Raw genomic sequence first — 24604 nt, forward strand, 5'->3', positions numbered from 1 at the left:
TTATGAATAAAAATACTTTAGAGACTCCACAAGAAGAAGGATTAGAACCGCAAGTAGTTGTATTGAGAGTGTCTAATATGTTTGTAATTAACTATAATTATCTAGTAATAGATCACATAAATAGTACCTCAATCATTGTAGATCCTGCATGGGATTTAGAACGTATTGAGCAAGCAATCGAAGTAAGTAACACAACACTAAAAGGAGTTTTGCTCACGCATTCACATTTCGATCATTTACACTTGGCAAAACCATTAGCCGAAAAACACAACTGTCCTATTTGGATGTCGCAAGAAGAAATTGCAATCTCAGGATATGATGCGCCGCAATTACAGCCAATAGATGAAACGCCAATTTGGGTGGAATCATTAAAAATCGTTCCGCTGCTTACGCCAGGTCATACCGCAGGAAGTATGTGTTACATGATTGGAAACAATCTTTTTAGTGGAGATACACTTTTTATTGAAGGATGCGGTTTGTGCAATGATGTCAAAGCAGCTCACCATATGTATGAAAGTTTAAACAAAATAAAAGCATACGTAAACGAAACTACGCGCATTTTTCCAGGACACAAATACGCGCGTTCTCCAGGAGAACAATTTGCAACAGTATTGCAGAACAATATCTATTTGCAATTTTCGAACAAAGAAGATTTTGCTGCCTATCGTTTACGAAAAGGACAAAATCATGCAAAATTCTTTGAGTTCTATTAAAATTTAAATTTTGAATTAAAAAACTTCAAAGTCTAAATAGTACAAAACGTCAGTTCGAGTGGATTTGCAGCGCAAATTTGTATCGAGAACAGTTGCACTAAATATCACAACTTAAGTCAACAGTTGATAAGTTTATAAGTTTAAGCTTAGCAACTATTTAAAAGTAAACATCTTACATACAACTGTCACATCGAGCGTAGTCGAGATGAAACAACAAACAACAAACAACTGTCACATTGAGCGCAGTTGAAATGAAATAACAAGAAAACGAATCATAAACTTAAAAATCAAATTATGTCAAAAGATGAAGTGTACCACATTGTACAAGAAATAATTATGGAAATCCTTCCAGATGTGGAAAAAGAAAACATTGCAATCGAAAAACAACTAAAAGACATTGGCGCAAATTCTATTGATCGAATGGAAATTGTAACCATGTCTATGCGAGAATTAAACATAAAAATTCCTTTAATGAGTTTTGCAGGTGTAAACAATATTGAAGGTTTGGTAAATGTATTGCATGAAAATGTAAACAACTAAGTAACAATTTCTTAAAAGTAGACTGAAAATGCTACACAAAAAAAGTATCGGAATTACAGGAATGGGAATTGTATCTTCCATCGGAAACGATATAGAAACATTTACACACTCGTTGCAACAAGGAATTTCTGGCATTCAAAAAATGAGCAATACTGCTGAACCTGTTTTAGCTGTGAATATTGCTGCGGAAATTCGCGATTTTTCCTTTGCGGAACAATTGAAAAATCTCAAAAACATTCCTGAAGAAAAAGTAAAAAAAGCAAAACGATTGGGACAGCGTGCACCTTTTGTAATTCAGACAACAATTTTGGCAGCATTACAAGCATGGGCAGAAGCAGGTTTGTTTCATAACAAAGTAGCTTCAGAACGAATTGGTTTGGTCGTAGCCGGACAAAATAGTACACAAAACTATCAATACAAACTCATCTCAGAATTCAACGAAAATCCAGAATATCTATCACCAAGATATGCGCTAGAATTTCTAGAAACCAATCAAGTTGGAGTATTGAGTGAACTGTTTGAAATAGAAGGAGAAGGCGTCGTTGTTGGCGGCGCTTCTGCCACAGGAAACGTAGGAATCATCAAAGGACATCAATTGCTAGAATTAGGAAATGTAGATGTTTGTTTGGTGGTTGGCGTTCCCGCAGATTTATCTCCGCTAGACATGCAAGGATTTATCAATATTGGAGCAATGGGCGGAAAAACCTACAATGAACAACCTACGTTGGCATGTCGTCCCTTCGATAAAAACCATGAAGGTTTCGTGTACGGTCAGGCAAGTACAAGTATTGTGTTAGAAACTCAACAAAGTTCGGAAGAAAGAAGTATAGCATCATTTGCAAATGTCATTGGTTACGGTTACTACTTAGACAAAAACAGTTCGGCAAACCCAAACTTAGCAGGAGAAGAAAAAGCAATGCAACAAGCAATGGAACGAGCAAACATTACCAATGCTGACATTAATTACATCAATACACATGGAAGTTCTTCACCTTTGGGCGATCAAACGGAAGCCGAAGCCATTTACAATGTATTTACAGATCATCTGGCTAACATACATTTAAATGCTACAAAAGGACTTACAGGACATTGTTTATATACCGCAGGAATGGTAGAAGTTATTGCTACAGTACTACAAATGAAATATGATTTTCTGCATCCAAATATCAATTTAGAACAACCAATTCGAAGCGATTTACAATTCTGTGGCAACACCGCAAAAAAATATACCATACAAACCGCATTAAGTAATTCTTTCGGATTTGGTGGAATAAATACGTCTATCGCATTGAAAAATAATAAATAATCAACTAAAAAATACAAACATGAAAAAAACATTCTTATTTCCAGGTCAAGGCTCTCAGAAACGAGGAATGGGAGAAGGGCTTTTTGATGAATTTCCTGAATTGACCAAAAAGGCGGATAAAATCTTAGGATATTCCATCAAAGAACTCTGTTTGGAAGATCCGAACAAACAATTAAATCAAACACAATTTACACAACCTGCATTGTATGTTGTAAATGCATTGTCATACCAAAAAAAGCTAAAAGATGGTGAAAAAGAACCTGATTTTGTAGCTGGACATAGTTTGGGAGAATACAATGCATTACAAGCCGCAGGCGTTTTTAGTTTTGAAAGCGGATTGAAATTCGTAAAAAAGCGTGGAGAGTTGATGAGCGAAGCCAAAAATGGTGGAATGGCAGCTATTTTAAATTCTTCTGAAGAACAAATCAAGGAAATCTTAAAGGATGCCAAACTAGAAACGATTGATATTGCAAACCTTAACGCAGGTTCACAAATTGTAATTTCTGGATTAAAAGAAGATATCAACAACGCACAAGCATTCTTTGAAAAAGCTGGTGTGATGTTTATTCCATTAAATACAAGTGGTGCATTTCACTCACGATACATGAAAGAAGCCGCAGATGAGTTTGAAAAATTCTTAAAAAGAAAACGTTTTTACAAACCAAAAATTGAAGTCATTGCCAATACCACAGGAAAACCGTACGATGACAAAAAAGTAGCAGAACACTTGGTAGATCAGTTATACAACAGCGTACGATGGTCTGACAGTATGACGTATTTGCTAGAAAAAGGCGATATGGAATTCGAAGAACTTGGTGTTGGAGACGTACTGACAAAGCTATCAGGTTACATAAAAAGAGATTTTGCGAAGAAAGAAAAAGCTTCAACAGTTGAAAAACCAGTAAAAAAATCAGAAGCCAAAAAAGTAAAAACAGCTAAAAAACCATCAGGCGATTCACTAGAATTAGTAGCACAATGGAATGCTTCAAACCCTGTAGGAACAAAAGTAAAATCTGACTTTTACGATTCAGAATTAGAAACACGTACCGAAGCAATGGTATTATTTGGACACAGAGCAGCAGTATATATGAAAGGTTACAACGGATATTTTGATTTACGCGAAGTAACTCCTGCTTAATCATAAATAATGAGAAATAAACTCATATTTATCTTTCTGGATGGCGTCGGTTTGGGCGATAATGTTGCAACCAATCCGTTGGCAAAAGTTGACATGCCAACGGTACATCAACTTACGGGCAAAAGATTGCTACGCGATGTTGAGGTTTCATCAGACAAATTATTACTCAAAGGAATTGATGCATGTCTTGGTGTAAAAGGAATTCCGCAAAGTGCTACAGGACAAACGTGTTTATTTACAGGTTATAACGCGCCCGCTTTTTTGGGATATCATTTAATGGCGTATCCGAGTGAAGAATTGGTTCAAATTATACAAAAACGTTCCATCTTTAAATATGCAAATGCGCACAATATCTCCAACGTCTTTGCAAATTCATATACAGATGGATTTTTCACTTCCGCAGATACGTCTCGCTACAGTGTAACCACATACAGTGTTTTGGCAGCCGATAACGGATTCAATACTTTGGATGATCTTGTAGATGGAAATGCCGTACATTGGGACATAACCAACAGTACATTACAAGGTTTGCCAAACAATCGTGTACCAGAAATCAGTCCGTTTCAAGCTGGAAAAAATTTAAAAAACATTACGGATACGTACGATTTGGTAGTGTTTGAATGTTTTATTCCAGATTTAATTGGACACCGAAAAGATATGAGTAAATCTATAGCATTCTTTGAAATGTTTGATGAATTTTTACGTGGAATCCTGCATAACAAAGAAGATCATATTCATGTACTCATGAGCAGCGATCATGGAAATATTGAAGATTTATCTTTTGGCGGACACAGTAAAAATGAAGTTCCGTTGCTGGTTATTGGTAACGAAGCTGCACAATTTAAAGATGTACATAGAATTGACGAAATATTTGATGCTATATTTTCAAAAGTATTCAAAGTAGGCGCTAACACTTAAAAACATTCACACCTTGATAGATATCTTTTACACTTCATTTACAGAACCGCTTCCGACAACTTTATATTCGGAACTTTTATCTTTATTACCGAAAGATTTACAAGAACGTAACGAACGTTTTTTACGTTGGCAAGACAAGCATGCAAATCTGTTTGGAAAATTGCTTCTTATGGAAGCGCTCAAATATCACAACATCAATAACAATCTAAGTAAATTGATTCTGTATAGTGAGCACAAACGTCCGTTTTTAACATTGCCTAGCTATGATTTTAACATATCACATTCTGGTGCGTACGCAATTTGTGCCATAGGTCAAAATGTTAGAATTGGAATTGATATTGAAAAAAAGCAGGATCGAGACTTTGAAAACTTTGATAAAACGATGAATTCCAAACAATGGGAACACATATCAAGTTCAGAAAATCCAATAGAAACATTTTACAAATATTGGACAATCAAAGAAAGTGTTTCCAAAGCTGATGGTCGCGGATTTTACATTCCGTATGAAGAACTCGAAGTCAAAGATAAAACAGTTCAATACGAAGGAAAATTATGGTTTTTAAGTGATATTGATATCGCTGAAGATTACAGCGTAACGATCGCAACCAATAAATTATCATCATATAAATTGCACAAACTAGATTTTACAGCAGCAACTACTACTTTGTTAGCAAACAAAATATAATTCCATAAAAAATCATTTTTTGATCTTGTAAAAGATTCAAAGTGAATTAGTTCTGAAAAGTCGTTTTAAAAACGACTTTTTTTATGCTTTTTTCAAAGCTTTGTTTTTCTTTATTCAGGAATTACCAAAAATGGTACTTTAAGATGAAAACCAATTTTTTTAATGACAGGTTCGCGCAGCATACGATCTATAAAACCATGAGAATATTGTACCATTGCTAGCATTTCAATTTGCATTTCATCAATAAATTCATGAATTGCTTTTTCTTTGCTTGTGTAATTTTGAATCCAATGAAAACTATGTTTATGTTCTTTCAAATACTGTTTTAAAGTAGTCATATTTTGCTCTTGCTGCTCGCTTAAACGTTCCGTTTCATGTATATGAATGATGCGAATACTTGCATCATGCAGTTTTGCCATTTTCTTCAAAAAATGCAACTCTTTTGCATCACAATAGCGATTAAAATCTGAAGGAAAACCAATTTGCGTTGGAACGACAAACGTATGATTTTCAGGAATCGCCAAAATAGGGCAGGACGTCACTTTTTTGAAAATTTTTGTAGTATTGCTTCCAAACAAAATTTCTTTTGCACCTGTGGCACCTTTTGTTCCCATCACAATCAAATCGATTTCATATTTTTCAGCAAATATTTCAATAGCGTCGTCCAAATCGTTTGCGCTCGCAATAATCTTGAATGTATGATTTTTATTGGTAAACTCTGCTTGTAAAGCATCTTTTAAGGCTGCCAAATCTCTTTTTGAATTTTCCAAAACGGTCGTTCCTAATTTGCTTGAAAAACTTGCCGATCTTGTTGCTATTACTTTTGCCGAATTGAGTATGTAAAAAGTACATTTTTCATTGGCATACAAGTGCAAGGTATACCGAATTGCATTTTTTGAATTGTCTGAAAAATCAGTCGGTAACAGTATATTTGTCATAGTTATATAGTTAAATTGTGATGTTTAAATTGATAAAAAACTCTTGTTAGTGTTTACGCTTTCGCGGGAATGACCAAAAAAGGAATATTCAAGTGAAGTCCAATTTTTTTCACTTTCGATCCAAAAAATAAATTCTCAAAAAACGAATGTTTATTATTCAGCATGACTAACAAATTGATGCGTGATTTTGATTGAAATTCAGCAATAGCACTCGGAATATCATCATCGTGTACCAAATGGAACAAATGTGAAATATCTTTTAAAAATACTTCTAGTTGCTTTTGATGCATCTTTTGTGTTGTAGTCAACTTATCAGTATTTGAAACATGCAATACATTGATTCGAGAATGATAAAAAGAAGCCAACTTTTGAATGATATTTACATGTGATTCTTTAAAATCAACATTGTAATCTGACGGAAATAAAATTTCATGAGGTTCTTCAAACGAAAATCCACTCGGAATTGCCAACAAAGGACATTTTGCAGTTTTCAATACGTGAATCATATTAGAACCAAACAAGACTTCTTTTAAGCCAGAAGCGCCTTGTGTGCCCATTACAATCATATCCATAACATTTTCTTCATACAATTTATCAATCTCTGAAACTAGCATGTTAAAAGACGAAATTTTATAAAAAATATGGTTTGGATTTTGGAATTCAGCTTCAATTGTTTCCTGTATTTTTTCCAATCCTTTTTGAGATGCTTCTTTCATTGCATCCAACAATCCGTATTGCGCAGCACCAACTTCCATGTGTTCTACATGATAAATTACAGGTGTGTACGTATTCAGTAAAATAAAATTACAAGATTCGTTTTTAAACAATTGAACTGCATACCGAATGGCATTCAATGAATTCTCTGAAAAGTCGGTGGGAACAAGTATTTTTTTCATTGCGATACATTTTAATTTGTTACTTAAAAGTACACTTCAAAAACACAAAAAACTATGATATATATCAGTTTGAAATTACTAAAAATCAAAAACTATTCATGCAATACTAAAAAAGGAATGTGTGTGTGATAGCTGATTTTATCTACCTTTGAGTGGAATAAAATCTGTTTAAAATAATTTAAATTTTTAGCCGCCATAATTATCAAATTGATGTCTTTACTTTCGGTAAAATCTTCCACAGCATCTTCCACATTATTATTGGTCAAAAAGTGAAAACTATATTCCAAATCATCCAAAAAATCTTCCAAAAGATGTTTGTTGGCTAATTGATGATTGTTTAGTTTTTGAGTCACTTTATTAATATATAAAATACGTAATGACGTAATTTTTTTATCTAAAATTGTTGTAATAGGAGCCAAAGTCTGAATATCGGAAGCCAAGGTAAAATCTGTTGGAAAAGCAACTTCGTCAAACATGGTATAAGTAGCATTTTCAGGAACAATTAACAATTTGCACTTTACTTTAGTGATGACACTTTCGGCGTAATGTCCAATCATACAAGAATTTGTATTAGACACACCTTTTGCGCCCATAATTATCATGTCAATCTTTTTATCTTCCACTTGATTGCGAATGGCTTCAATAAAAGAATTTTGTTCGGTAAGTGTAAAAAAGTGATGTTGAGCATTTGCAGGAAGTGCTGCAATGCGTTTTTGTAATTGTTGAAACTTTACGGCTACATTTGTTTCTGGAGATTCACAAACATGCAACACATAAAAATTACACGTAGCATTTTCCAAAAACTGAAGCGCATACACAATGGCATTCCATGCGTTTTCTGAGAAGTCTGTTGGTAATAAAATGTTTTTCATGCTTAGATCGACGTTTACAGGCAAATCTAAGCGGAAGCAACTTTAAAAAATATGATTTTGGTCATATTCAATAAAATGACTTGTTTTCTTTAATACATTTCTTGAAGTTGTTGGTAATCAACAATTTTAATATTTCTACCTTCAATTTCAATAATACCTTCTTTCTTGAAGCGCGACAGTGTTCTAATAAGTGTTTCGGTGGCAATTCCGGCAACACTAGCCAAATCGTTTCTGGAAATTTTGATAGGATCTTCTGGATTTCGATTGAGTTTTTCGGCAAATTTTAAAATCGTCGTCGCCGTTTTTCGATGTACAGAACTGTATGCCATTTGTAACAATTGATTTTTGATGCCTGAAATATTATCGGTCAACAATTGAATCAACTCTAAAGTAACTTTATGATTTTTATCTAACACTGCAATCAATTCCGTTTTAGAAAGCGCGACAACTTCCGTAGCTTTTATCGCAGTTGCAGTTTCTTGATATGGCATGTTTTGGGTAAATGAGGTGTACCCAAACAAATCGTCTTCTTTGTGCAATGCGGTCGTTAATTCTTTTCCTTGTTCGTCAAACTTATGACATTTTACAACGCCTTTTACAATCAAATAAATATAATTGGAATTTTGTCCTTCTTTGTAAATGATATCATTTTTTCCATAATTGAAAATGGTACCATTGTCATCAAAAAAGTTCTTCAAATCATTTAAATCGCGTAATTGGTGTTCGTCATTATTCTCAACATTTCCTTCGCGTTCGTCTTTTAAAATCGCAGCTTTTGCTATTCTACTTTCTATGGCGCTAATCAATTCTTCTTCCTCAAAAGGTTTCGTAATATAATCGTCTGCGCCCAAATCCATTCCTTTTCGGATATCCTGACGTTCCGTTTTCGCCGATAAAAATATAAACGGAATGTACTTTGTAGCATCGTTTTTAGACAATGCTTCCAACACGCCGTAACCGTCTAATGCTGGCATCATGATATCACATACAATAATGTCAGGTGAATCTTGTAACGCTGTTTCTACGCCTACTTTTCCGTTGGGCGCAGTCACAACATCATAATCAGCGAGTTCTAGCAATTCCGCCGTATTTTCTCTTAAAATTGTATCGTCTTCAATTAATAGTACTTTCTTCATCGGTTTGTTTTATACAGTGGCTTTATTGGGTATTTTTAGCGTAAAAGTGGTGCCTACGTTTTCTATACTTTCAAAAGAAATACTTCCTTTTAAATTCTCCAAGTGATTTTTTACAATATTCAATCCGATACCAGTTCCTTGCACTAATAAAGCGTTTTCAGCTCTAAAATAACGATTGAATATGTTTTTTTGTTCCTTTTCAGGGATACCAATTCCGTTGTCTTTAATTTGGATGGTTGTGATGAAATCGTCTTGTGTAATACTGATATCAATAATGGTATTTTCAGAAGAATATTTAATGGCGTTATTGACAACATTTGATAAGGCCAATTCAATTATTTTTTCATCTTGATGCAACGAAAAACCATCAATATTATCCGGATAATTAATCTGTTGTCCGTCTTTTAACAACATGTTTGCATTATAGACAACTTCATTGACTACTTTGCTCACTTTGAAAGTACTCAGCTTATAATTTACCTTTCCTTTTTCTAGTTTTTCAACCGAAAGGAAATCGTTTAGAATATTATTCAAATAATGAACTTTATCAGAAATAATCTTAATATGTCGGTCGCGTTTGGCTTGTTGTTCGGTTAATTTATACTTTCCTAACAACATGGAAGATGTTAAAATACTACTTAAAGGTGTTTTGAATTCGTGTGAAACTAACGATAAAAATTTAGTTTTTAATTCATTCAGTTCCTGTTCTCGTTTTAGCGCAGTTTTTGCATCTTTTTCAGCTTGTAAACGTAATTTATTTTCAGCTTCCAACTCAGCAATTGTCTCACTTAACTCTTGTGTTCGTTGCATCACTTTTTGTTCCAAACCAGCATACAACTCCTGAATTTTTGCTTCTTGTTGTTTTCTAATTGTAATATCAATGACCAACGCCATTACATAGTTTTCATCATTTACCGAAAACGGATTCAAACCTGCTTCTACAGGAAATGTAGTTCCATTTTTGTGTGCGCCGTGTAAATCGCGTCCATGTCCCATTTGACGAGTTTCACGATGTTTCATAAAACTTTCAAAATGCGCTCCATGACCAGCGTGATATTTCTTTGGGATTAAGAGGTCTAATGATTTTTGAAGCAATTCGTCTCGTGAATAACCAAACATTTTTGCAGCAGCAGTATTGGCTTCCATTATTTTTTGCTGTTCGTTCACAATGATAACACCTTCAGAAACAGCGCCTAAAAGGATGTTAAAAATATCTTCTTCTTTGCGAAACATATGGCGTAGTAACGGTTATAATTAAGGAGCATAAAACTACAAAAAAATATGCACGAAGTTGGTTTCTGATTTATATCATTGAAAAGAAATTTTTAACGGCGTATCTTTACGATATAAAGCAAGTCAAAATGGAAAAAAATCAACACACTATTATTGAGTTTTATCAGCATGTCGGAAAGTTATTTTATGCAGTAGCACTTTCAGATAACAAATTAGATGAAGGCGAATTTGACACTTTAAAAAACGAACTTTCTACGGCAAGCTCTTTTACAGAACTTTTAGCTGTAGACAAGACCTTAGGAGGAAAGCATCATATTCTTTCTGCATTCACACTTATGTTTGCCGATAAAGTTTCACCGCAAATCTGTTACGATGAATTTATAAGTTTTAAAGAGAAGCATGAAGAACTATTTACAGCATCGGTTAAGGAAAATATATTATCAATTGCGGGCAAAATAGCTTCAAGTTTTTCAAATCGTAACAAGTCAGAACTTATCATGCTTGCAAAATTGAGTATTGCGTTTAAGAAGTAATACCAAATCAACCATAATATACAACATATAAACTCGTTCATTTGGCAGTGTAGTTTCTTGAGGCTCCTTTCCGTAGCTAGATGCAAAGAATCCACTGCGTCCTACACTACCAAAGCAACTTCGTTTCTAAAGTCGCATTTTATAGTAGATTTGGTATAACTAAAAAAAAGCGAACTTCTCAGCTCGCTTTTGTATGGTAATTGTAAATAATATAATAGGTAGGAGTTAACTCCAATCTGATAAAGTAATATTAAAGTTAGTTGGGTTTGTAATATCAATCAACGGGCTATCTTTGCTACAAACATCATCAAACGGGAATGCGTAAATTCCTGATTTATAGTTTTGATGAACGATGTTTGCATATTCATTTGTCACTCCGTTTTGTACCGTGTAAAAATCACTTGTTGTACAATTTGGTTGCGTATCATTGCCGTTGCTACTTAAGATGGTTCTGTTTAAAGCAGCTCCTAAAATGGCAGCAATTTCTCCTAAAGGCGTATTGTTTGGTGCAGCTAATGTACCAACACAACCAAAAATATCATATGCTTTTCCTGGTCCAGGCTTTTGAATGGTAACGTCAGGTTGATCGGTTTGTGAGAAGACCAATTCGTCACTAGAATTCACGGTTCCTGTATATGTTCCGAATGTCGGACAGTTGATGGTTAGTGTATTCGATTTGAAGTTTTTCCAACAAGCATCTACATACGCATCGTAAATAGTTGAAGAAAGTAAGTTTGGATTTGTAGTTTGTACAGCGTGTTGCGGACCTAATACACGAATGTTATTTCCTGAACCATCTTTCATTATTAAATTGCTCCACGGACTTCCCAAAGCGGTAATTCCATCAAAAATAGCATCACGCGAACTTGTCGATTTCATAATTCCATTCGTTTTTGAGTCAGTTTTTCCGATAACTTCTATAGAAACAGGAGCAGAGAAGTAGTCTACAATGGTACAATCGGCATACAATTCAGTTCCAATATTTGTAAATTCTACCACAACAAATAACGTATCAGCATCAGCCGTTCCAGGTGTAAATGGAGGTGTTTGAACTCCCAAACCATTTTGTCCGCCAGAAACAATATTAAAAACATTAGGCAATTGATTGAAAGAGAATAGGAATTGCCCAGACCACATTGGCGGTAAGTTGTTGAAGGCACTCAATTCGTCAACGGTTTTAAATAGTTTTGAACAATCTTGTCCTTTGGTAAACTTTTGTAAAGAAGCATTTCCGTTGCTATCCACATCTACATAGCTCCAATTTGGAGAACTTGTCGCAGGATCACTATCCAATCCAAAGCAAATCCAATATACATCACTTGAAGATGTTCCACTGTTATTGGTAATATTAACTTGTATACTCATAATGGTAAGGGTTTTAGATTATGATGTAAAAGTACTGTGGTTCAATAATTTATTATAGAGAGCAATTACGCGTTTTATCAAAACAGGAGATTTTACTTAGTGAAGTGATTTAAACTTTTCGGGTTTAAGCGAAAATTAGAAGTTTTAAGTACTGTTGAAGGCTTTTTTGAGTTTCATAGTAGCGCTACGGAACGAAAAAAAGACGAAAACAGGACTGAAAAACAGTAATTTTTTAGCAAATCAAAAAAGTTTAAATCACTTCAGTTAAAAGTAGACATAAAAAAAGCTTCCGTTTTCGGGAAGCTTTTCGTTTTTCTGTGTGTGAATTATTTATTTGGTAGCTGTTGCTTTGTCGGCAACAATTCGTTTGTCTCTGTTTGCCAATTCCCACGCTGTGTGGAAAATTAAGCGTGTACGGTTTTCTAATAAATCATAATTGATTTTTTCTACAGTATCACTAGGTTTGTGGTAATCATCATGGGTTCCGTTGAAATAGAAAATAACAGGAATGTTGTTTTTTGCAAAGTTGTAATGATCGGAACGGTAGTAATAACGATTCGGATCATTTTCATCATTAAATGTATAATCTAGTTCAATGTTTGTGTATTTTTTGTTTACTTCTTCCGAAATGTTATGCAATTCAGTACTTAACTTATCAGAACCAATTAAGTATATATAATTACGATCACCTTCAGTACGTTTTGGATCAATACGTCCAATCATATCAATATTTAAATCGCATACCGTTTGTTCTAATGGAAAAATCGGATTATCTGTGTAGTATCTTGAACCTAACAAACCTTTTTCTTCCCCAGTAACGTGTAAAAATACGATAGAACGTTTTGGACCATTTCCTTCTTTTTGTGCTTTTCTAAAAGCTTCTGCAATTTCTAACATGGCAACTGTTCCCGAACCGTCATCGTCAGCACCATTGTATATTTCGCCATTTTTCACACCTTCATGATCTAAATGCGCAGAGATTACAATATATTCTTCTGGTTTTTCAGAACCTTTTATGATTGCAACAACATTTTCAGAACTTACGTCATTCGTTTTGTCATTAACAACTAAAGTAGCATCAACATTCATTGTTTTAGCGTTATCATCATTAGCAATCGTAGCATGTAAGTCTTTTGCCAACGTATCTCCAATAACATAATAGAAGAAAGGACTTTTTTCGCCTTTTAAGGAAACTCTATTATTGTTCTTAACATATGCCAATTGCATTTTGTAACGCGGATACATTTCATCCACATAAAATAAAACACCTTTTGCTTTGCGTTCTTTTGCTGCGTTAATTTTTGCCGCCGGACCTTGTCTGCCGTTACTCCATTTGGAAGTTTCTTCTGTTCCAGAAACTACATAGTTTCCCTCTTTATTTTTTGGTTCTCCCATTTTGATAAGAAGCACTTTTCCTTCTACATTCTGATTGTCGTAGTCAGAATATTTTTCATCATCAATTCCATATCCTAAATATACAATGTCAGAGAATTTTATAGTTCCGTTTTGTCCTGCATTGAATGTCAAGAAATCGTCTTCAAATTTATACGCCTTTCCGTCAATGGTTAAGGTTGAATTCAATTCGGCTCCTTTTTGCAAAGGAACATTTTGAAAATAATTTCCATCCTCTTGCGCCGCAGGAACCTTTAAGTTTTTATATTCATCTCTTAAATAGGCAACTGCTTTCTTTTGCCCAGGTTCTCCAGTATCTCTACCTTCAAATTCATCAGATGCATATATGTACAAGTGTGTTTTTAATTCAGCTTCAGTAATTGTGTTAGCATAAGGAATCGGATCTACATTTTTGACATCTTTCTTGTCTGAAGTTTTCTGATTAGTTCCGCATCCAATCGCAGCTAAAAGGGCTAGGGATAGCAATTTTTTCATATAGTTATTTTTAGGATGCCCAAAGGTATTGAAATCAGTATCTTAATTTTGTTATAGATTTCTTAAAAAAATGTAAAAACAAGTATTTTTGAGAATAAAAAAAGTCTATCAAGTTGTTTTTTGATAGACTTTTCTTTCCGTTAGGTTCGCTATGCTCAATTCAAGGATTCAAAAATTTAATAATTCAAAGTTGTTTCTAAGACAAACCTGAATATTGTTTGAAACCAATTGCTACATTTCCAAATTTTCAAATTGCTACATTAAAATTTAAATATCGCATCGCTCAAAGTATATTCATATTTTAGTTTGAATTTCCAATTACTCTTAGAACTTGACCAATACCTAATTCCCAAAAGCTAATGCCTGTTTTTTCGCTTTGCTTAATTCAAGGATTCAAAAATTTAATAATTCAATGTTGTTTCTAAGACAAACCTGAATATTGTTTTAAATCAATTGCTACAATTTCCAAATTTTCAAATTGCTACATTAAAATTTAAATATCGCTGTCGCTCAAAGTATATTCGTATTTTAGTTTGAATTTCCAATTACTCTTAGAACTTGACTAATACCTAATTCCCAAAAGCTAATACCTATTTTTTTTGCTTCGCTCAATTCAAGGATTCAAAAATTCAATGATTCAAGGTTGTTTCTGAGAAAAATTTGAATATTGTTTGAAACAAATTGCTACATTTCTTTTAATTTATTCAATTCCTTCCAGTTCTTTTTCAATCTCTTTTAGGTCTTCTTTTTCTTGTTGTTTCTTTTCTTCAATAGTCAACTTTGCGTCGTCTGCAACCTTATTCTCTTTAAACATATTCATCGTAGTAATGGCTGCTGCCAGAAAAGACAATGCAATGATTAATTTTGGAACGCTTTCGCGGAGTCCGTTTTTTCTAGAAATAATTAATGCGGCAAATCCTAAGATAAGTCCGAAAACTACAGGAATAAACGCAAAACTGTCAAAGAAAAAAGAAAGTAAAAAACCGAGTACAGCGGCAATACTTCCTAGTATGATACATAATGTTCTCATGGTATATTTTTGGTTTTAATGATTAATTTGCTAAGCCAGAAGCATTCGTTAGTTGTAACATTCCGCTTCCAATTGGAATGGTAAATCGTGCTTGTACAGGAACTTTGTTAGCATCGGCAGTGAGCCAAAGTGTTCCAGATTTTAAGAATTCACCCGAAGTCAATACTTGTAATTTATAACATTCTTTACTTCCTAAATTTCCAGCATTTACCGTTTCTTTTCCAACATATTTAATCGTGACAGGTGTTTCTTTTCGATCAAAAATAATTTTGAAAGTTTTCGTATCGCCTACACGCGCACTTTCTATTGGTAAATTACGCAAATTGTACAAAGTTGAAACAACATCCATTGCTTGATTGCTAAAACTAAAATTTTTATTTACAATCCAGTCCGTACCATCGCCTCTACGTTTTGTTTGTGTACTTTTTATCGTTTTACTTCTTTGATTGTACACATATTTCATTTTCTTTTTATAATTCCCTTCTTGTATATCTCTACGATACAAAACAGGCAATAAACTAGCTTTGCTTACATATGATTCATACATATCACGAATTTTAAAAAAAGCATCAAACTTCTTATACGTAGTTGCACGAGATTTAAAATGCAATAACGTGTTTTTTGATGTTTTTACTTCCGAGGTTTCCATGCTTACTTGCGCAAGCTGTGTCATAAATCCAGACATTTTGTATGATGCGGTAAAGGTAAGTTTTTCGCCATCTTTAAACGCCATTTTTTGCGCTGTTGCAACGGTTTGAAACATGAAACCTACCAAAAATAGACATACAATCTTTTTCATTTTATTCATTGTTTAGTTCTTTATTCTTTACTATTAACGTAGTATAAAACACTTATTGTGCCAAAGTATTATTTATTTGTCACAACACATCATTCTACATTTTGTAGCTTTGACAAAAATACACATTACCGCGCAGTGACGAAATTAATATACCACAAACAAAACTTTTTCAAAAATACCTATTGCATTTTTAAAGCAGTTGACTTTCAGCTTGTAAAGGATAAAAAGCCCAATTTTACAAGTCGTTCTGGTAGTCAATATTTCTACACAGAAGATGGTGTATATCGTATTTCAACTCATTGGGGACGCGCAGCTACTTGCAAATGGCGATTGCAAACGGATGAACGCAATATTAAAAACGGAAAAAAAGTTGGTTTTGCGAAATGGTCAAGTTTTTACAAAGATAATGAAGTAGAGAAGTTGTATTTCATCAAAAAAAGTGAATTTAGCCATAAATACGAATACTTTCATAAGGATGAACCTTCGTATACTTCCAAATATGTATTGCGAACTTCTGGAGAAACACGCAAAGTTTTACGACAACTAAAAGCCATTACAACCGAAACCAAATGGGCAAAATACATTCCGCATGACGATTTGGAAGATTTACGAAAGTACCTCATCAACGGATTGATAACTTCCAACAAAACACTTCCTGAGTTGAAGCGTTTGTATAATGAATAATCTTTTCTGTATCTTGATTAAGTGTTGTACAAATACTACAAAAACGAAATTCCCAACAAAATCCAGCCCATTACTAACAATAATCCACCAAGTGGCGTAATTGGACCTAAAAAGCGGAGTTTCTTGCCTTTGGCACTGCTCAAACACAAGCCATAAATACTAAAAGAAAACAAGAATGTACCGAGAATCAAGCACCAAGCAGCGCTTTTTTCAATGGTTTCTGTGAACGACAATTGAAATCCAAGCACAAGCAACACAAGGGCGTGATACATTTGGTATTTTACGCCAGTTTCAAAACTTTTCAGTAATTCTTCTGAAAAAACTTTCTTCAACGCATGTGCGCCAAATGCGCCAAAAATAATTCCCAATGCGCCATACAATGTCGCAATATTCAATACGATTTTTTCCATGGCGCAAAGGTACTATTTTGAATTGTTACTAAAAAGTCTATGAATCGTTGCGAGGAGAAGCCGAAGCAATCTGTTTCAGATAAAACTTTAATTTCATTAGCAACAGATTGCCACGCGTTTTCCAAACGCTCGCAAAGACGTTTCAAAAATATATACTAGAAAAATAGTATATTTATTTCTATGAAGAAACCTTTTGTATACTTCTTAACCAATAAAAATAATACTGTTATTTATATAGGTGTGACTTCAAATCTTATGAAAAGAATCTATCAACATAAAACTAAAAGTTATAAGGGGTTCACATCAAAGTATAATTGTGATAAGCTTGTATACTTTGAAGAATTTCAATCAATTAATGAAGCAATTATCAGAGAGAAACAATTAAAATCGGGAAACAGAAAACGAAAAGAGGAACTTATCAATAAAGAAAACCCGGAATGGAATGATCTGTCGGAAGGTTGGTTATTTTACTTTGATTAACTCTATGAATCGTCTTTGCGAGGCGAAGCCGAAGCAATCTGTTTCAGATAAAACTTTAATTTCATTAGCAACAGATTGCCACACGTTTTTCAAACGCTCGCAAAGACGTTACATAGTATTTTTATTTCGAAGCCTATGAATCTTCATTGCGAGGCGAAGCCGAAGCAATCTGTTTCAGATAAAACTTTAATTTCATTAGAAACAGATTGCCACGCGTTTTCCAAACGCTCGCAAAGACTTGTAATAATTTTTACTGATTCATCACCTGATCGCCTTCATACTGACAGCATTTTGGCAAGCTTTTATACGCAGCTTTATCGCCTTTTGCCTGATCGGTATCGTAACCAGCCGCCGCAATCGCTTTATGAATCTCCTTTTCATTAATTTTATGTTCGTCATACGAAACATTGATACTTTTCTTTTTCACGTCCCAAATTGCGCTTGCAACGCCATCCACACTTTTTGCGGCTTTCTCAATCGTCGTTTTACACATACCACAATTTCCACGCACACCAAAAGTTGCCATCGACAAATCTTTTCCATCGGCTGTGGTTGTTTGTACTTCAGTTTCCGTTTTTGTGTTGCTTTCTCCTTTACAGCTCACAAATGCAAACGATGCTACTACAAATAGACTTAAGATTACTTTTTTCATTTTTTACTATTTTTAATTAATGATTTACTTTTTTACTTGAAATTTTAAATTACCTAACACCTAATCCCCCAAAACCTGTTCTACACTTCCACAATTCAACATTGCGTCCCCAAAATAAGGATTTCTAATTTGTTCTTCGTCACTCAACCAATATGCACCTTTGTCATTATTTGCCATCGGACAAAACTGAACGGTAAGTTTCTGATCGAAAATCTTAAAATGTTGTACCAATTCGATCATATGATTTGAAATGATTTGAAAACTCTTTCGTTGTTGTTCAATTGATGTATTTTTATTGATTCCTTTAGAAGTTTTATGCAGCACTGCCCAATACGAATTTTCAGTTTTTCGTTGTGGAACGGTCAATTGTTCCAATGCTTTTCGGAAGGCTTCACTTTTTTCTGCGGATAACTTTGTGTCACTTTTTACCAAAGCATCTTTCAATGCTAAATAGGCTTTAATACTTGGTTGAAACGCTTTTTCAAAACTTGCATCAAAGGTAATGTCTTTTTTTGTTTTCGTTTCGTCTGAAACATCTTTGGAAGCATTCATCATTGATTTCTTTCCTTGTAATTGTGCTGCGGCATCTACGGTAAACGCGCCATTGGTAACAATTTCATCTGCTGAATCAATTCCTGAAATGACTTCATAACGATCTTGTATTGCATTTCCTAAAGTCACTTCTCGTGCTTCAAAAACAGGTTCAGTAGAAGCTTTTTTTACATATACAATAGAGCGTTTTCCTGTCCATAATACTGCCGATTTCGGAATAGTAAGCATTGTATTTTTAGAAATCTCTGTATCTAAAACTCCTGTCACAAACATGCCAGGTTTTAGCTTTCTATCTGCATTCTTCAAAGCTACTTTTACAGCAACGGTTCGTGTATTTGTATTCAATACAGGATCAATAAACGTAATCTTTGCAGGAATTTGCTCATTAGGATTCGCATTTGTAGTAATGGTAATATTATCGCCTTTTTTCAATTGTGAAAATTGTTTTTCATACGCATCAAAACTTGCCCAAACAGTATTCAAATTAGAAACCTTAAACAACGCGCCACCTTCCATAACATGATTTCCTTCTTCTACCATTTTTTCAGTCACAACGCCAGAAACACTCGCGTAAATTGGAAATTTATTTGTAACTTTTTTAGAAGTTTCTATTTGTTGAATTTGACTTTCAGACAGTTTCCAAAGTTTTAACTTATTTCGAACTGCTTTGTACAATTCAGGTTGCGATTCTTTCATGCGCAACGCTGTCAACAATTCTTGTTGCGTGGTAACCAATTCGGGCGAATAAATCAACGCAATTCGTTGTCCTTTTCTGACTTCTTCGCCTGTAAGGTTTACATATAACTTTTCAATTCGTCCGCCAACATGTGCAGTTTGTATAGCATTCGTTTTTTCGTTAGGTTCAATGGTTCCGGTAAGTTTCAAACGTGTATTAGAAGCAGTTCCTTCGGAGACTTTCGTAGTTTGAATATTTGCCAATGCCATTGCGTTTTCCGTCATGCGAAACTCATTTGAAGACAACTCGGTTGTACGTTCTTGCGCAGGAATCAAATCCATTCCACAAATGGGACAATCGCCTGCTTCAGGTTGTTGAATCTGCGGATGCATAGAACACGTCCAAATTGTACTTTTTTCAGTAGTTTCCGCCGTATGCGAATGTTCTTGAGTCGTTTCTCCCGAAAGGGCAAACTTCCCAATAACAATTCCCGCGAGGAGTAAAATTATATAAATAAGGTATTTTTTCATCGTCTAAAAGTATAAGTTCATCAACATCCAAATTGCCATGATGAGCATGATGGAGTTTTCTATAAAAGTCGCTTTGGTCATGGGTAATTTAAGCGCCGTTCCCAAACAAGCACATTGTATCGCTTTTTTGTCTAATAATGCTTTGGTAACACCAATGGTGGTGATTCCCAAAATAATTACCGTGATAATTAATGCGATCGGAATTTCAAATCGGAATAAAAACATAAGTCCTAAAGCAACTTCAATAAATGGATAGATCCATGCATAGATTGGAATTTGTTTTGCTAGCGGATCGTACATTTGAAACGAATTGGGAAAACCTTTGTAATCTAAGAATTTAAAGAAGCTAAACACCACATAAAAAAGTCCCATAAAATCTAACATAAATGCTGATGTAGACCAATTATTGACATGCATTAAAATACTTGCGGTTGTGATGTAGAAAAAGATCAGAAACAACGGAAATAGTTGTTTGAGTTCGCTTTTTTCTTCGGTTGCAACCGAAGAAAATAGATTTTCTGATTTCTCTTGAACCGTATATTTTTCAGGCAATGCCGATTGCAAAATCGCAGGATCGAGTGGAGTAGAAGCTTCCACAATTGCTTCTGAGGTTTCTAGGTTTACAGTTGCTTTGTTCACTGAATCTAGCTCATTTAAAAGCTTTTCGACCTTAGTTCGGCAACCGTTGCACGTCATTCCGTTAATGATATAAGTTTGTTTCATGTTGTTTTAATTTGCGATTAAAAATTCAATCATCGCCATACTAACCAAGGTTGTATTGACGTCTTTTACTTTTTGCATTTCAAAGCCAAGTTTTAGTTGATCGAGTGCTAACAATTGTTCAAAGTCCATTTTGGCAGTTTGGTACGCTGCTAAGATGACTTCTTTGGCTTGATCTGCTTGTAAACTGTTTTCTTCTTGTGTTTTCATACTTTCTGTAGCATTTTTCAACCTGTTTTTTGCTTGTTGTAAAGCAATTAACAACTGATTTTTTACGGTTGTTTTAGATTGAATAATTGCTTCTTGTTCAAGCTGTATTTGCTTTTGCTTCGCAATATGTCGCTTGTTAAACAACGGAATCGACACAGAAACCATTGGCATAATGATGTCTTTTCCATTATCAGGTAATGCAATTCCTGAACGTTCTGCCACCAGTACATAATCGAGTCCGAAACCAATTGTTGGATTTCCTTCTTTTTTGGCAACGATTTCCGATTGTTGCAAAGCAATTTCCTGCGCATCCAATTGTTGTAACTTTGGATGATTTGCTACAGTTTCAACCGTTGTAAAGAGCGTTGTTTGTGCTATTTCCAATGAATCTAATTGCAAAACTTCCGTAGTAATAGGTTTGTTCAACAGTAAATTAAATTGTGCTTTTTGACTTTGAATGTCTTCTGATATTGCTTGAAATTGTTGTTGTAATTCATTCTTTTTCATTTTAATATGCAATACATCCACCATATTTGTACGATTGTTTTCGAGTTCATTTAACGCCAATTTTTCATAGGTATCTAAAATTTCAATGTGTTGCTGTGTGATTTTTAGTTTTTGTTGCAACTCAAACAAGTTGTAGTACGCTATTTTTACATTCAGCGAAAGCTGTCGTTTTAAAAAATCAATTTCACTTTCTTTGGCTTTTGCTAACAATCGCGCGTTTTCTTTTTTCGCCGAAAGCGTTCCAAACCACGGAATTTTTTGACTTGCCGAGAATCGTGCGCGTTGTGGTCCAACTCTTGTTTCTACAGCTTGCGCAAATACTCCAACGCCCAATTGTGTGTTGGGCAAACTTCCAACTTCGTTTACTTTTTCTAGCGCGCTTTCGTATTGCAATTGCTTAGCTAAAATTTCAGAACTATTCTTTTCGGCTTCCGCCAGATAGTCCGCTAGGGTTTGCCCATTTGCGATATGGACAACCAATAAACAACCAATAATGTATGTAAAACTATACTTCATTTGTATTACTTTTTAATTGAATTTCTTGATGCCAACTGTATAAAACGGGCACGACAAATAAGGTAATTAACGCGATCAACATGCCGCCAAAACTTGGAATCGCCATTGGAATCATGATATCGCTTCCGCGTCCTGTAGACGTAAGTATTGGTAATAATGCTAGCAAAGTTGTGGCAGTCGTCATTAAACAAGGACGAATTCGTTTTTTTCCAGCTTCTACAACGGCATTTTGAATACTTTCTTTGGTATTTGGAAGTTTCTTATCGAAGTTTTGCTTTAAATAGGTTGCCATAATCACGCCATCATCGGTAGCAATTCCGAATAAGGCAATAAATCCTACCCAAACCGCAACACTAAGGTTGATGGTTTTTATGTGAAACAACTCACGAATGTTACTGCCAAAGACTTCAATATTGAGAAACCACGGTTGTCCGTACAACCAAATCATGAGGAAACCACCAGCAAAAGCAACGGCGATTCCCACAAAAATAAAGAGTGAAGTTGCCACCGATTTGAATTGAAAGTACAGAATCAAAAAGATAATGAGCAATACTATTGGCACAATAATCAACAAGGTTTTTTCGGCACGTACTTGTTGTTCGTACGTTCCCGAAAATTCATAGTTGACACCTTTTGGAACGATTAAACTTCCATTGTCAATCTTTTCTTTGAGGAGTTGTTGTAATTGTTCCACCAAGTTTACTTCGGCAATGTCTGCTTGTTTGTTGAATAATACGTAACTCACTAGAAACGTATCTTCACTTTTAATCATTTGTGGACCTTTTTCATAACCAATGGTTACGACTTCTTTTAGTAAGATTTCAGAACCGTTTGGCAACGGAATGTAGATGTTTTCCAAGTCATTCGGATTGGCACGCAATTCTCTCGGATAGCGCACACGTACATTGTATCGTTCGCGACCTTCAATGGTTTGTGTGACTATTTTTCCGCCAATGGCAATTTCCAAAATGTCTTGTACCGCTTTGATAGACAATCCGTAGCGTGCAATTTCTTCACGATTGATGTCGAGAATTAGATACGGTTTTCCGATTAAGCGTTCTGCAAAAACGGTTTCTTTTTTGACTTCAGGAACTTCTTGTAAGATGCTTTCTAGTTGCAATCCAAAGCTTTCTATCTGCTCCAAGTTTTGTCCTTTAATCTTGATTCCCATTGGCGAACGCATGCCCGTTTGCAACATGATGAGGCGCGTTTCAATAGGTTGTAGTTTTGGCGCTGACGTTATACTTGGGAGTTTGGTGTTTTGCACAATTTCGTTCCAAATGTCGTCTGGCGATTTGATATGTGGTCGCCAATTGCGATAGAATTCTCCGTTGTCGTCTGGAATTAGGTTTTTTGCTTTTATGTTTTTTGTAGTGGATCTCGATACAACGCTCGTTCCTTGCGCCACTCGATCTGACGTTTGGTTTTCGTTTGTCACATCTACGGAAGTGGCATTACTATTTTCATTAGTCAGCGTACTGAGCGGAGCCGAAGCACGCATTATAAATTCACCAGCATCATTTACTTTAAAACGAATCGGTTTGCCATTTTCATCCGTAATGTATTCAGATTTGTAGTGAATGATGTTTTCATACATTGACAACGGCGCAGGATCTAACGCACTTTCTACGCGACCCGCTTTTCCAACTACCGTTTCTATTTCAGGAATGTTGGCAACTGCCATGTCCAATTGCTGTAAGATTTGTTTGTTTTCTTCAATTCCCGCATGTGGAAGCGACGTTGGCATGAGTAAAAACGACCCTTCATCCAAAGCTGGCATGAATTCTTTTCCTGTGTTTCGCCAAATGGAAATGCCAGCAAGAAGTATCAATAGTGGCAGACTTAAAAATAGCATTTTGTGTGTTAACGCCCAACGCAATAATCGTTCGTAATAGTTGATGAACAAAGAGAACGTTCCAATGACAATTGTACACGTCAGCGCGACAAATATAAAGTTTGTTCCCAGAGCATTTGTGTATCCCAAAGGTCGCCAATATAAGGTAAGAAGGATTAATAACGCTCCAATTGCCGTAACAATATGTACTTGCTTTTTTGTTTTTTGTGTGATGATACGTTGTGCTTCTAACAGATTTACAATTCCGAAGATTATAAGTGCAATCGCGATGTAAAATCCTGAAATGATTCCATAGATCGCAAGAAGAATAAGCACGATGTTTAGAGTGATATTTAACTTTTTTCGTACTAATTTCCAACTAAAAACCCAAGCTGCCAATGCTGGTAAGACGAATAACGTAATAATAATTGCCGAAATCAACGCCATTGTTTTGGTAAATGCCAACGGACTGAATAGTTTTCCTTCTGCACCAACAAGCATAAATACAGGAATGAAACTGACGATAGTGGTTAGCACTGCCGTGAGAATAGCGCCTGAAACTTCTGAAGTTGCTTTGTAAACCAGTGAATTGATCGGTGTGTTTTTAGTGTCTTTTTCTAGATGTCGCGTGATGTTTTCTATAAGTACGATTCCCATATCGACCATGGTACCAATAGCGATAGCAATTCCAGAAAGTGCGACAATATTTGCGTCTACATTTCCAAGTTTCATTGTTACAAAAACCAAGAGAACCGCTACTGGCAAAATACTTGCAATTAGGAATGAAGCACGAAGATTAAACACCATAATAATAATGATGAGCAAGGTAATAAGGATTCGAGCG

General features: G+C 34.9%; 24 protein-coding genes. 9 read left to right on the forward strand and 15 right to left on the reverse strand.

All coding sequences use genetic code 11. The features are described from left to right. The first annotated feature begins 2 nt into the window (after nucleotides 1-2). The 6 genes from KAOT1_RS04065 to KAOT1_RS04090 all read left to right on the forward strand — a co-directional run bounded on the left by KAOT1_RS04065 (nucleotide 3) and on the right by KAOT1_RS04090 (nucleotide 5300). Entirely contained in the window at nucleotides 3-713 is a 711-nt protein-coding gene (locus KAOT1_RS04065; protein ID WP_007093441.1) for an MBL fold metallo-hydrolase, read from the forward strand. A 294-nt stretch (nucleotides 714-1007) separates the two neighbouring features. After that, complete coding sequence (locus tag KAOT1_RS04070; protein WP_007093442.1) at nucleotides 1008-1253, forward strand: acyl carrier protein; 246 nt, start codon at nucleotides 1008-1010, stop codon at nucleotides 1251-1253. Nucleotides 1254-1281: 28 nt separating this feature from the next. After that, nucleotides 1282-2559, forward strand: a complete 1278-nt coding sequence (locus KAOT1_RS04075; RefSeq protein WP_007093443.1) for a beta-ketoacyl synthase N-terminal-like domain-containing protein — start codon at nucleotides 1282-1284, stop codon at nucleotides 2557-2559. 19 nt (nucleotides 2560-2578) lie between these two features. Next, the gene (fabD, locus tag KAOT1_RS04080) at nucleotides 2579-3697 is read left to right on the forward strand and encodes an ACP S-malonyltransferase (protein WP_007093444.1); all 1119 of its coding nucleotides are present in this window, start codon (nucleotides 2579-2581) and stop codon (nucleotides 3695-3697) included. 9 nt (nucleotides 3698-3706) lie between these two features. Next, nucleotides 3707-4615 carry an alkaline phosphatase family protein gene (locus KAOT1_RS04085; protein WP_007093445.1) on the forward strand — a complete coding sequence of 303 codons (909 nt, stop codon included), beginning with the start codon at nucleotides 3707-3709 and terminating at the stop codon, nucleotides 4613-4615. A gap of 13 nt (nucleotides 4616-4628) precedes the next feature. Then, complete coding sequence (locus KAOT1_RS04090; RefSeq protein ID WP_007093446.1) at nucleotides 4629-5300, forward strand: 4'-phosphopantetheinyl transferase family protein; 672 nt, start codon at nucleotides 4629-4631, stop codon at nucleotides 5298-5300. Between the two features lie 110 nt (nucleotides 5301-5410). On the opposite strand, the gene KAOT1_RS04095 is transcribed toward KAOT1_RS04090, so the two are convergent. From KAOT1_RS04095 to KAOT1_RS04115, 5 genes are all read right to left on the reverse strand, one after another. Then, nucleotides 5411-6238: a universal stress protein gene (locus KAOT1_RS04095; RefSeq protein WP_007093447.1), complete on the reverse strand. Its 828-nt coding sequence runs from the start codon at nucleotides 6236-6238 to the stop codon at nucleotides 5411-5413. Nucleotides 6239-6291: 53 nt separating this feature from the next. After that, the gene (locus tag KAOT1_RS04100) at nucleotides 6292-7134 is read right to left on the reverse strand and encodes a universal stress protein (protein ID WP_007093448.1); all 843 of its coding nucleotides are present in this window, start codon (nucleotides 7132-7134) and stop codon (nucleotides 6292-6294) included. Between the two features lie 92 nt (nucleotides 7135-7226). Next, nucleotides 7227-8006: a universal stress protein gene (locus KAOT1_RS04105; RefSeq protein ID WP_007093449.1), complete on the reverse strand. Its 780-nt coding sequence runs from the start codon at nucleotides 8004-8006 to the stop codon at nucleotides 7227-7229. An 89-nt stretch (nucleotides 8007-8095) separates the two neighbouring features. Beyond that, on the reverse strand, nucleotides 8096-9142 hold the full coding sequence (locus KAOT1_RS04110) for a response regulator (protein ID WP_007093450.1): 1047 nt from the start codon (nucleotides 9140-9142) through the stop codon (nucleotides 8096-8098). Between the two features lie 9 nt (nucleotides 9143-9151). After that, entirely contained in the window at nucleotides 9152-10375 is a 1224-nt protein-coding gene (locus KAOT1_RS04115) for a PAS domain-containing sensor histidine kinase (RefSeq protein WP_007093451.1), read from the reverse strand. A 128-nt stretch (nucleotides 10376-10503) separates the two neighbouring features. On the opposite strand from KAOT1_RS04115, the gene KAOT1_RS04120 reads away from it, so the two are divergent. Continuing rightward, nucleotides 10504-10908 carry a hypothetical protein gene (locus KAOT1_RS04120; RefSeq protein WP_007093452.1) on the forward strand — a complete coding sequence of 135 codons (405 nt, stop codon included), beginning with the start codon at nucleotides 10504-10506 and terminating at the stop codon, nucleotides 10906-10908. Nucleotides 10909-11133: 225 nt separating this feature from the next. Here the strand turns inward: KAOT1_RS04120 and KAOT1_RS04125 are convergent, their stop codons facing one another. From KAOT1_RS04125 to KAOT1_RS04140, 4 genes are all read right to left on the reverse strand, one after another. Further along, nucleotides 11134-12273 carry a glycoside hydrolase family 64 protein gene (locus KAOT1_RS04125; RefSeq protein ID WP_007093453.1) on the reverse strand — a complete coding sequence of 380 codons (1140 nt, stop codon included), beginning with the start codon at nucleotides 12271-12273 and terminating at the stop codon, nucleotides 11134-11136. 330 nt (nucleotides 12274-12603) lie between these two features. Next, entirely contained in the window at nucleotides 12604-14160 is a 1557-nt protein-coding gene (locus tag KAOT1_RS04130) for a M28 family peptidase (protein WP_007093454.1), read from the reverse strand. 700 nt (nucleotides 14161-14860) lie between these two features. Further along, nucleotides 14861-15190: a hypothetical protein gene (locus tag KAOT1_RS04135; protein ID WP_007093455.1), complete on the reverse strand. Its 330-nt coding sequence runs from the start codon at nucleotides 15188-15190 to the stop codon at nucleotides 14861-14863. Between the two features lie 22 nt (nucleotides 15191-15212). Further along, on the reverse strand, nucleotides 15213-15989 hold the full coding sequence (locus tag KAOT1_RS04140) for a DUF3108 domain-containing protein (RefSeq protein WP_007093456.1): 777 nt from the start codon (nucleotides 15987-15989) through the stop codon (nucleotides 15213-15215). A gap of 57 nt (nucleotides 15990-16046) precedes the next feature. On the opposite strand from KAOT1_RS04140, the gene KAOT1_RS04145 reads away from it, so the two are divergent. Then, nucleotides 16047-16673: a hypothetical protein gene (locus tag KAOT1_RS04145; RefSeq protein ID WP_007093457.1), complete on the forward strand. Its 627-nt coding sequence runs from the start codon at nucleotides 16047-16049 to the stop codon at nucleotides 16671-16673. Between the two features lie 35 nt (nucleotides 16674-16708). Here the strand turns inward: KAOT1_RS04145 and KAOT1_RS04150 are convergent, their stop codons facing one another. Next, nucleotides 16709-17083: a DUF423 domain-containing protein gene (locus KAOT1_RS04150; RefSeq protein ID WP_007093458.1), complete on the reverse strand. Its 375-nt coding sequence runs from the start codon at nucleotides 17081-17083 to the stop codon at nucleotides 16709-16711. 180 nt (nucleotides 17084-17263) lie between these two features. On the opposite strand from KAOT1_RS04150, the gene KAOT1_RS04155 reads away from it, so the two are divergent. Further along, a complete protein-coding gene (locus KAOT1_RS04155) occupies nucleotides 17264-17563 on the forward strand; it encodes a GIY-YIG nuclease family protein (RefSeq protein ID WP_007093459.1) in 300 nt (99 codons plus the stop codon). Between the two features lie 250 nt (nucleotides 17564-17813). Here the strand turns inward: KAOT1_RS04155 and KAOT1_RS04160 are convergent, their stop codons facing one another. The 5 genes from KAOT1_RS04160 to KAOT1_RS04180 all read right to left on the reverse strand — a co-directional run. Beyond that, the gene (locus tag KAOT1_RS04160) at nucleotides 17814-18215 is read right to left on the reverse strand and encodes a heavy-metal-associated domain-containing protein (RefSeq protein WP_007093460.1); all 402 of its coding nucleotides are present in this window, start codon (nucleotides 18213-18215) and stop codon (nucleotides 17814-17816) included. A gap of 60 nt (nucleotides 18216-18275) precedes the next feature. Continuing rightward, nucleotides 18276-19973: an efflux RND transporter periplasmic adaptor subunit gene (locus KAOT1_RS04165; protein ID WP_007093461.1), complete on the reverse strand. Its 1698-nt coding sequence runs from the start codon at nucleotides 19971-19973 to the stop codon at nucleotides 18276-18278. Between the two features lie 3 nt (nucleotides 19974-19976). Next, nucleotides 19977-20696, reverse strand: a complete 720-nt coding sequence (locus KAOT1_RS04170; protein ID WP_007093462.1) for a heavy metal translocating P-type ATPase — start codon at nucleotides 20694-20696, stop codon at nucleotides 19977-19979. Between the two features lie 6 nt (nucleotides 20697-20702). Further along, complete coding sequence (locus tag KAOT1_RS04175) at nucleotides 20703-21926, reverse strand: TolC family protein (protein WP_007093463.1); 1224 nt, start codon at nucleotides 21924-21926, stop codon at nucleotides 20703-20705. Then, on the reverse strand, nucleotides 21916-24604 hold a 2689-nt coding region (locus KAOT1_RS04180), incomplete at its 5' end, for an efflux RND transporter permease subunit (protein ID WP_007093464.1). The genes KAOT1_RS04180 and KAOT1_RS04175, both read right to left, overlap by 11 nt.

Source organism: Kordia algicida OT-1, assembly GCF_000154725.1.
In the GTDB taxonomy this organism is placed as follows: domain Bacteria; phylum Bacteroidota; class Bacteroidia; order Flavobacteriales; family Flavobacteriaceae; genus Kordia; species Kordia algicida.

Bases quoted from the DNA above. Each gene is read 5' to 3' on its own strand.
- KAOT1_RS04065 (WP_007093441.1), top strand. From the start codon at position 3: ATGAATAAAAATACTTTAGAGACTCCACAAGAAGAAGGATTAGAACCG.
- KAOT1_RS04070 (WP_007093442.1), top strand. From the start codon at position 1,008: ATGTCAAAAGATGAAGTGTACCACATTGTACAAGAAATAATTATGGAA.
- KAOT1_RS04075 (WP_007093443.1), top strand. From the start codon at position 1,282: ATGCTACACAAAAAAAGTATCGGAATTACAGGAATGGGAATTGTATCT.
- fabD (WP_007093444.1), top strand. From the start codon at position 2,579: ATGAAAAAAACATTCTTATTTCCAGGTCAAGGCTCTCAGAAACGAGGA.
- KAOT1_RS04085 (WP_007093445.1), top strand. From the start codon at position 3,707: ATGAGAAATAAACTCATATTTATCTTTCTGGATGGCGTCGGTTTGGGC.
- KAOT1_RS04095 (WP_007093447.1), bottom strand. From the start codon at position 6,238: ATGACAAATATACTGTTACCGACTGATTTTTCAGACAATTCAAAAAAT.
- KAOT1_RS04100 (WP_007093448.1), bottom strand. From the start codon at position 7,134: ATGAAAAAAATACTTGTTCCCACCGACTTTTCAGAGAATTCATTGAAT.
- KAOT1_RS04105 (WP_007093449.1), bottom strand. From the start codon at position 8,006: ATGAAAAACATTTTATTACCAACAGACTTCTCAGAAAACGCATGGAAT.
- KAOT1_RS04110 (WP_007093450.1), bottom strand. From the start codon at position 9,142: ATGAAGAAAGTACTATTAATTGAAGACGATACAATTTTAAGAGAAAAT.
- KAOT1_RS04115 (WP_007093451.1), bottom strand. From the start codon at position 10,375: ATGTTTCGCAAAGAAGAAGATATTTTTAACATCCTTTTAGGCGCTGTT.
- KAOT1_RS04120 (WP_007093452.1), top strand. From the start codon at position 10,504: ATGGAAAAAAATCAACACACTATTATTGAGTTTTATCAGCATGTCGGA.
- KAOT1_RS04125 (WP_007093453.1), bottom strand. From the start codon at position 12,273: ATGAGTATACAAGTTAATATTACCAATAACAGTGGAACATCTTCAAGT.
- KAOT1_RS04130 (WP_007093454.1), bottom strand. From the start codon at position 14,160: ATGAAAAAATTGCTATCCCTAGCCCTTTTAGCTGCGATTGGATGCGGA.
- KAOT1_RS04135 (WP_007093455.1), bottom strand. From the start codon at position 15,190: ATGAGAACATTATGTATCATACTAGGAAGTATTGCCGCTGTACTCGGT.
- KAOT1_RS04140 (WP_007093456.1), bottom strand. From the start codon at position 15,989: ATGAAAAAGATTGTATGTCTATTTTTGGTAGGTTTCATGTTTCAAACC.
- KAOT1_RS04150 (WP_007093458.1), bottom strand. From the start codon at position 17,083: ATGGAAAAAATCGTATTGAATATTGCGACATTGTATGGCGCATTGGGA.
- KAOT1_RS04155 (WP_007093459.1), top strand. From the start codon at position 17,264: ATGAAGAAACCTTTTGTATACTTCTTAACCAATAAAAATAATACTGTT.
- KAOT1_RS04160 (WP_007093460.1), bottom strand. From the start codon at position 18,215: ATGAAAAAAGTAATCTTAAGTCTATTTGTAGTAGCATCGTTTGCATTT.
- KAOT1_RS04165 (WP_007093461.1), bottom strand. From the start codon at position 19,973: ATGAAAAAATACCTTATTTATATAATTTTACTCCTCGCGGGAATTGTT.
- KAOT1_RS04170 (WP_007093462.1), bottom strand. From the start codon at position 20,696: ATGAAACAAACTTATATCATTAACGGAATGACGTGCAACGGTTGCCGA.
- KAOT1_RS04175 (WP_007093463.1), bottom strand. From the start codon at position 21,926: ATGAAGTATAGTTTTACATACATTATTGGTTGTTTATTGGTTGTCCAT.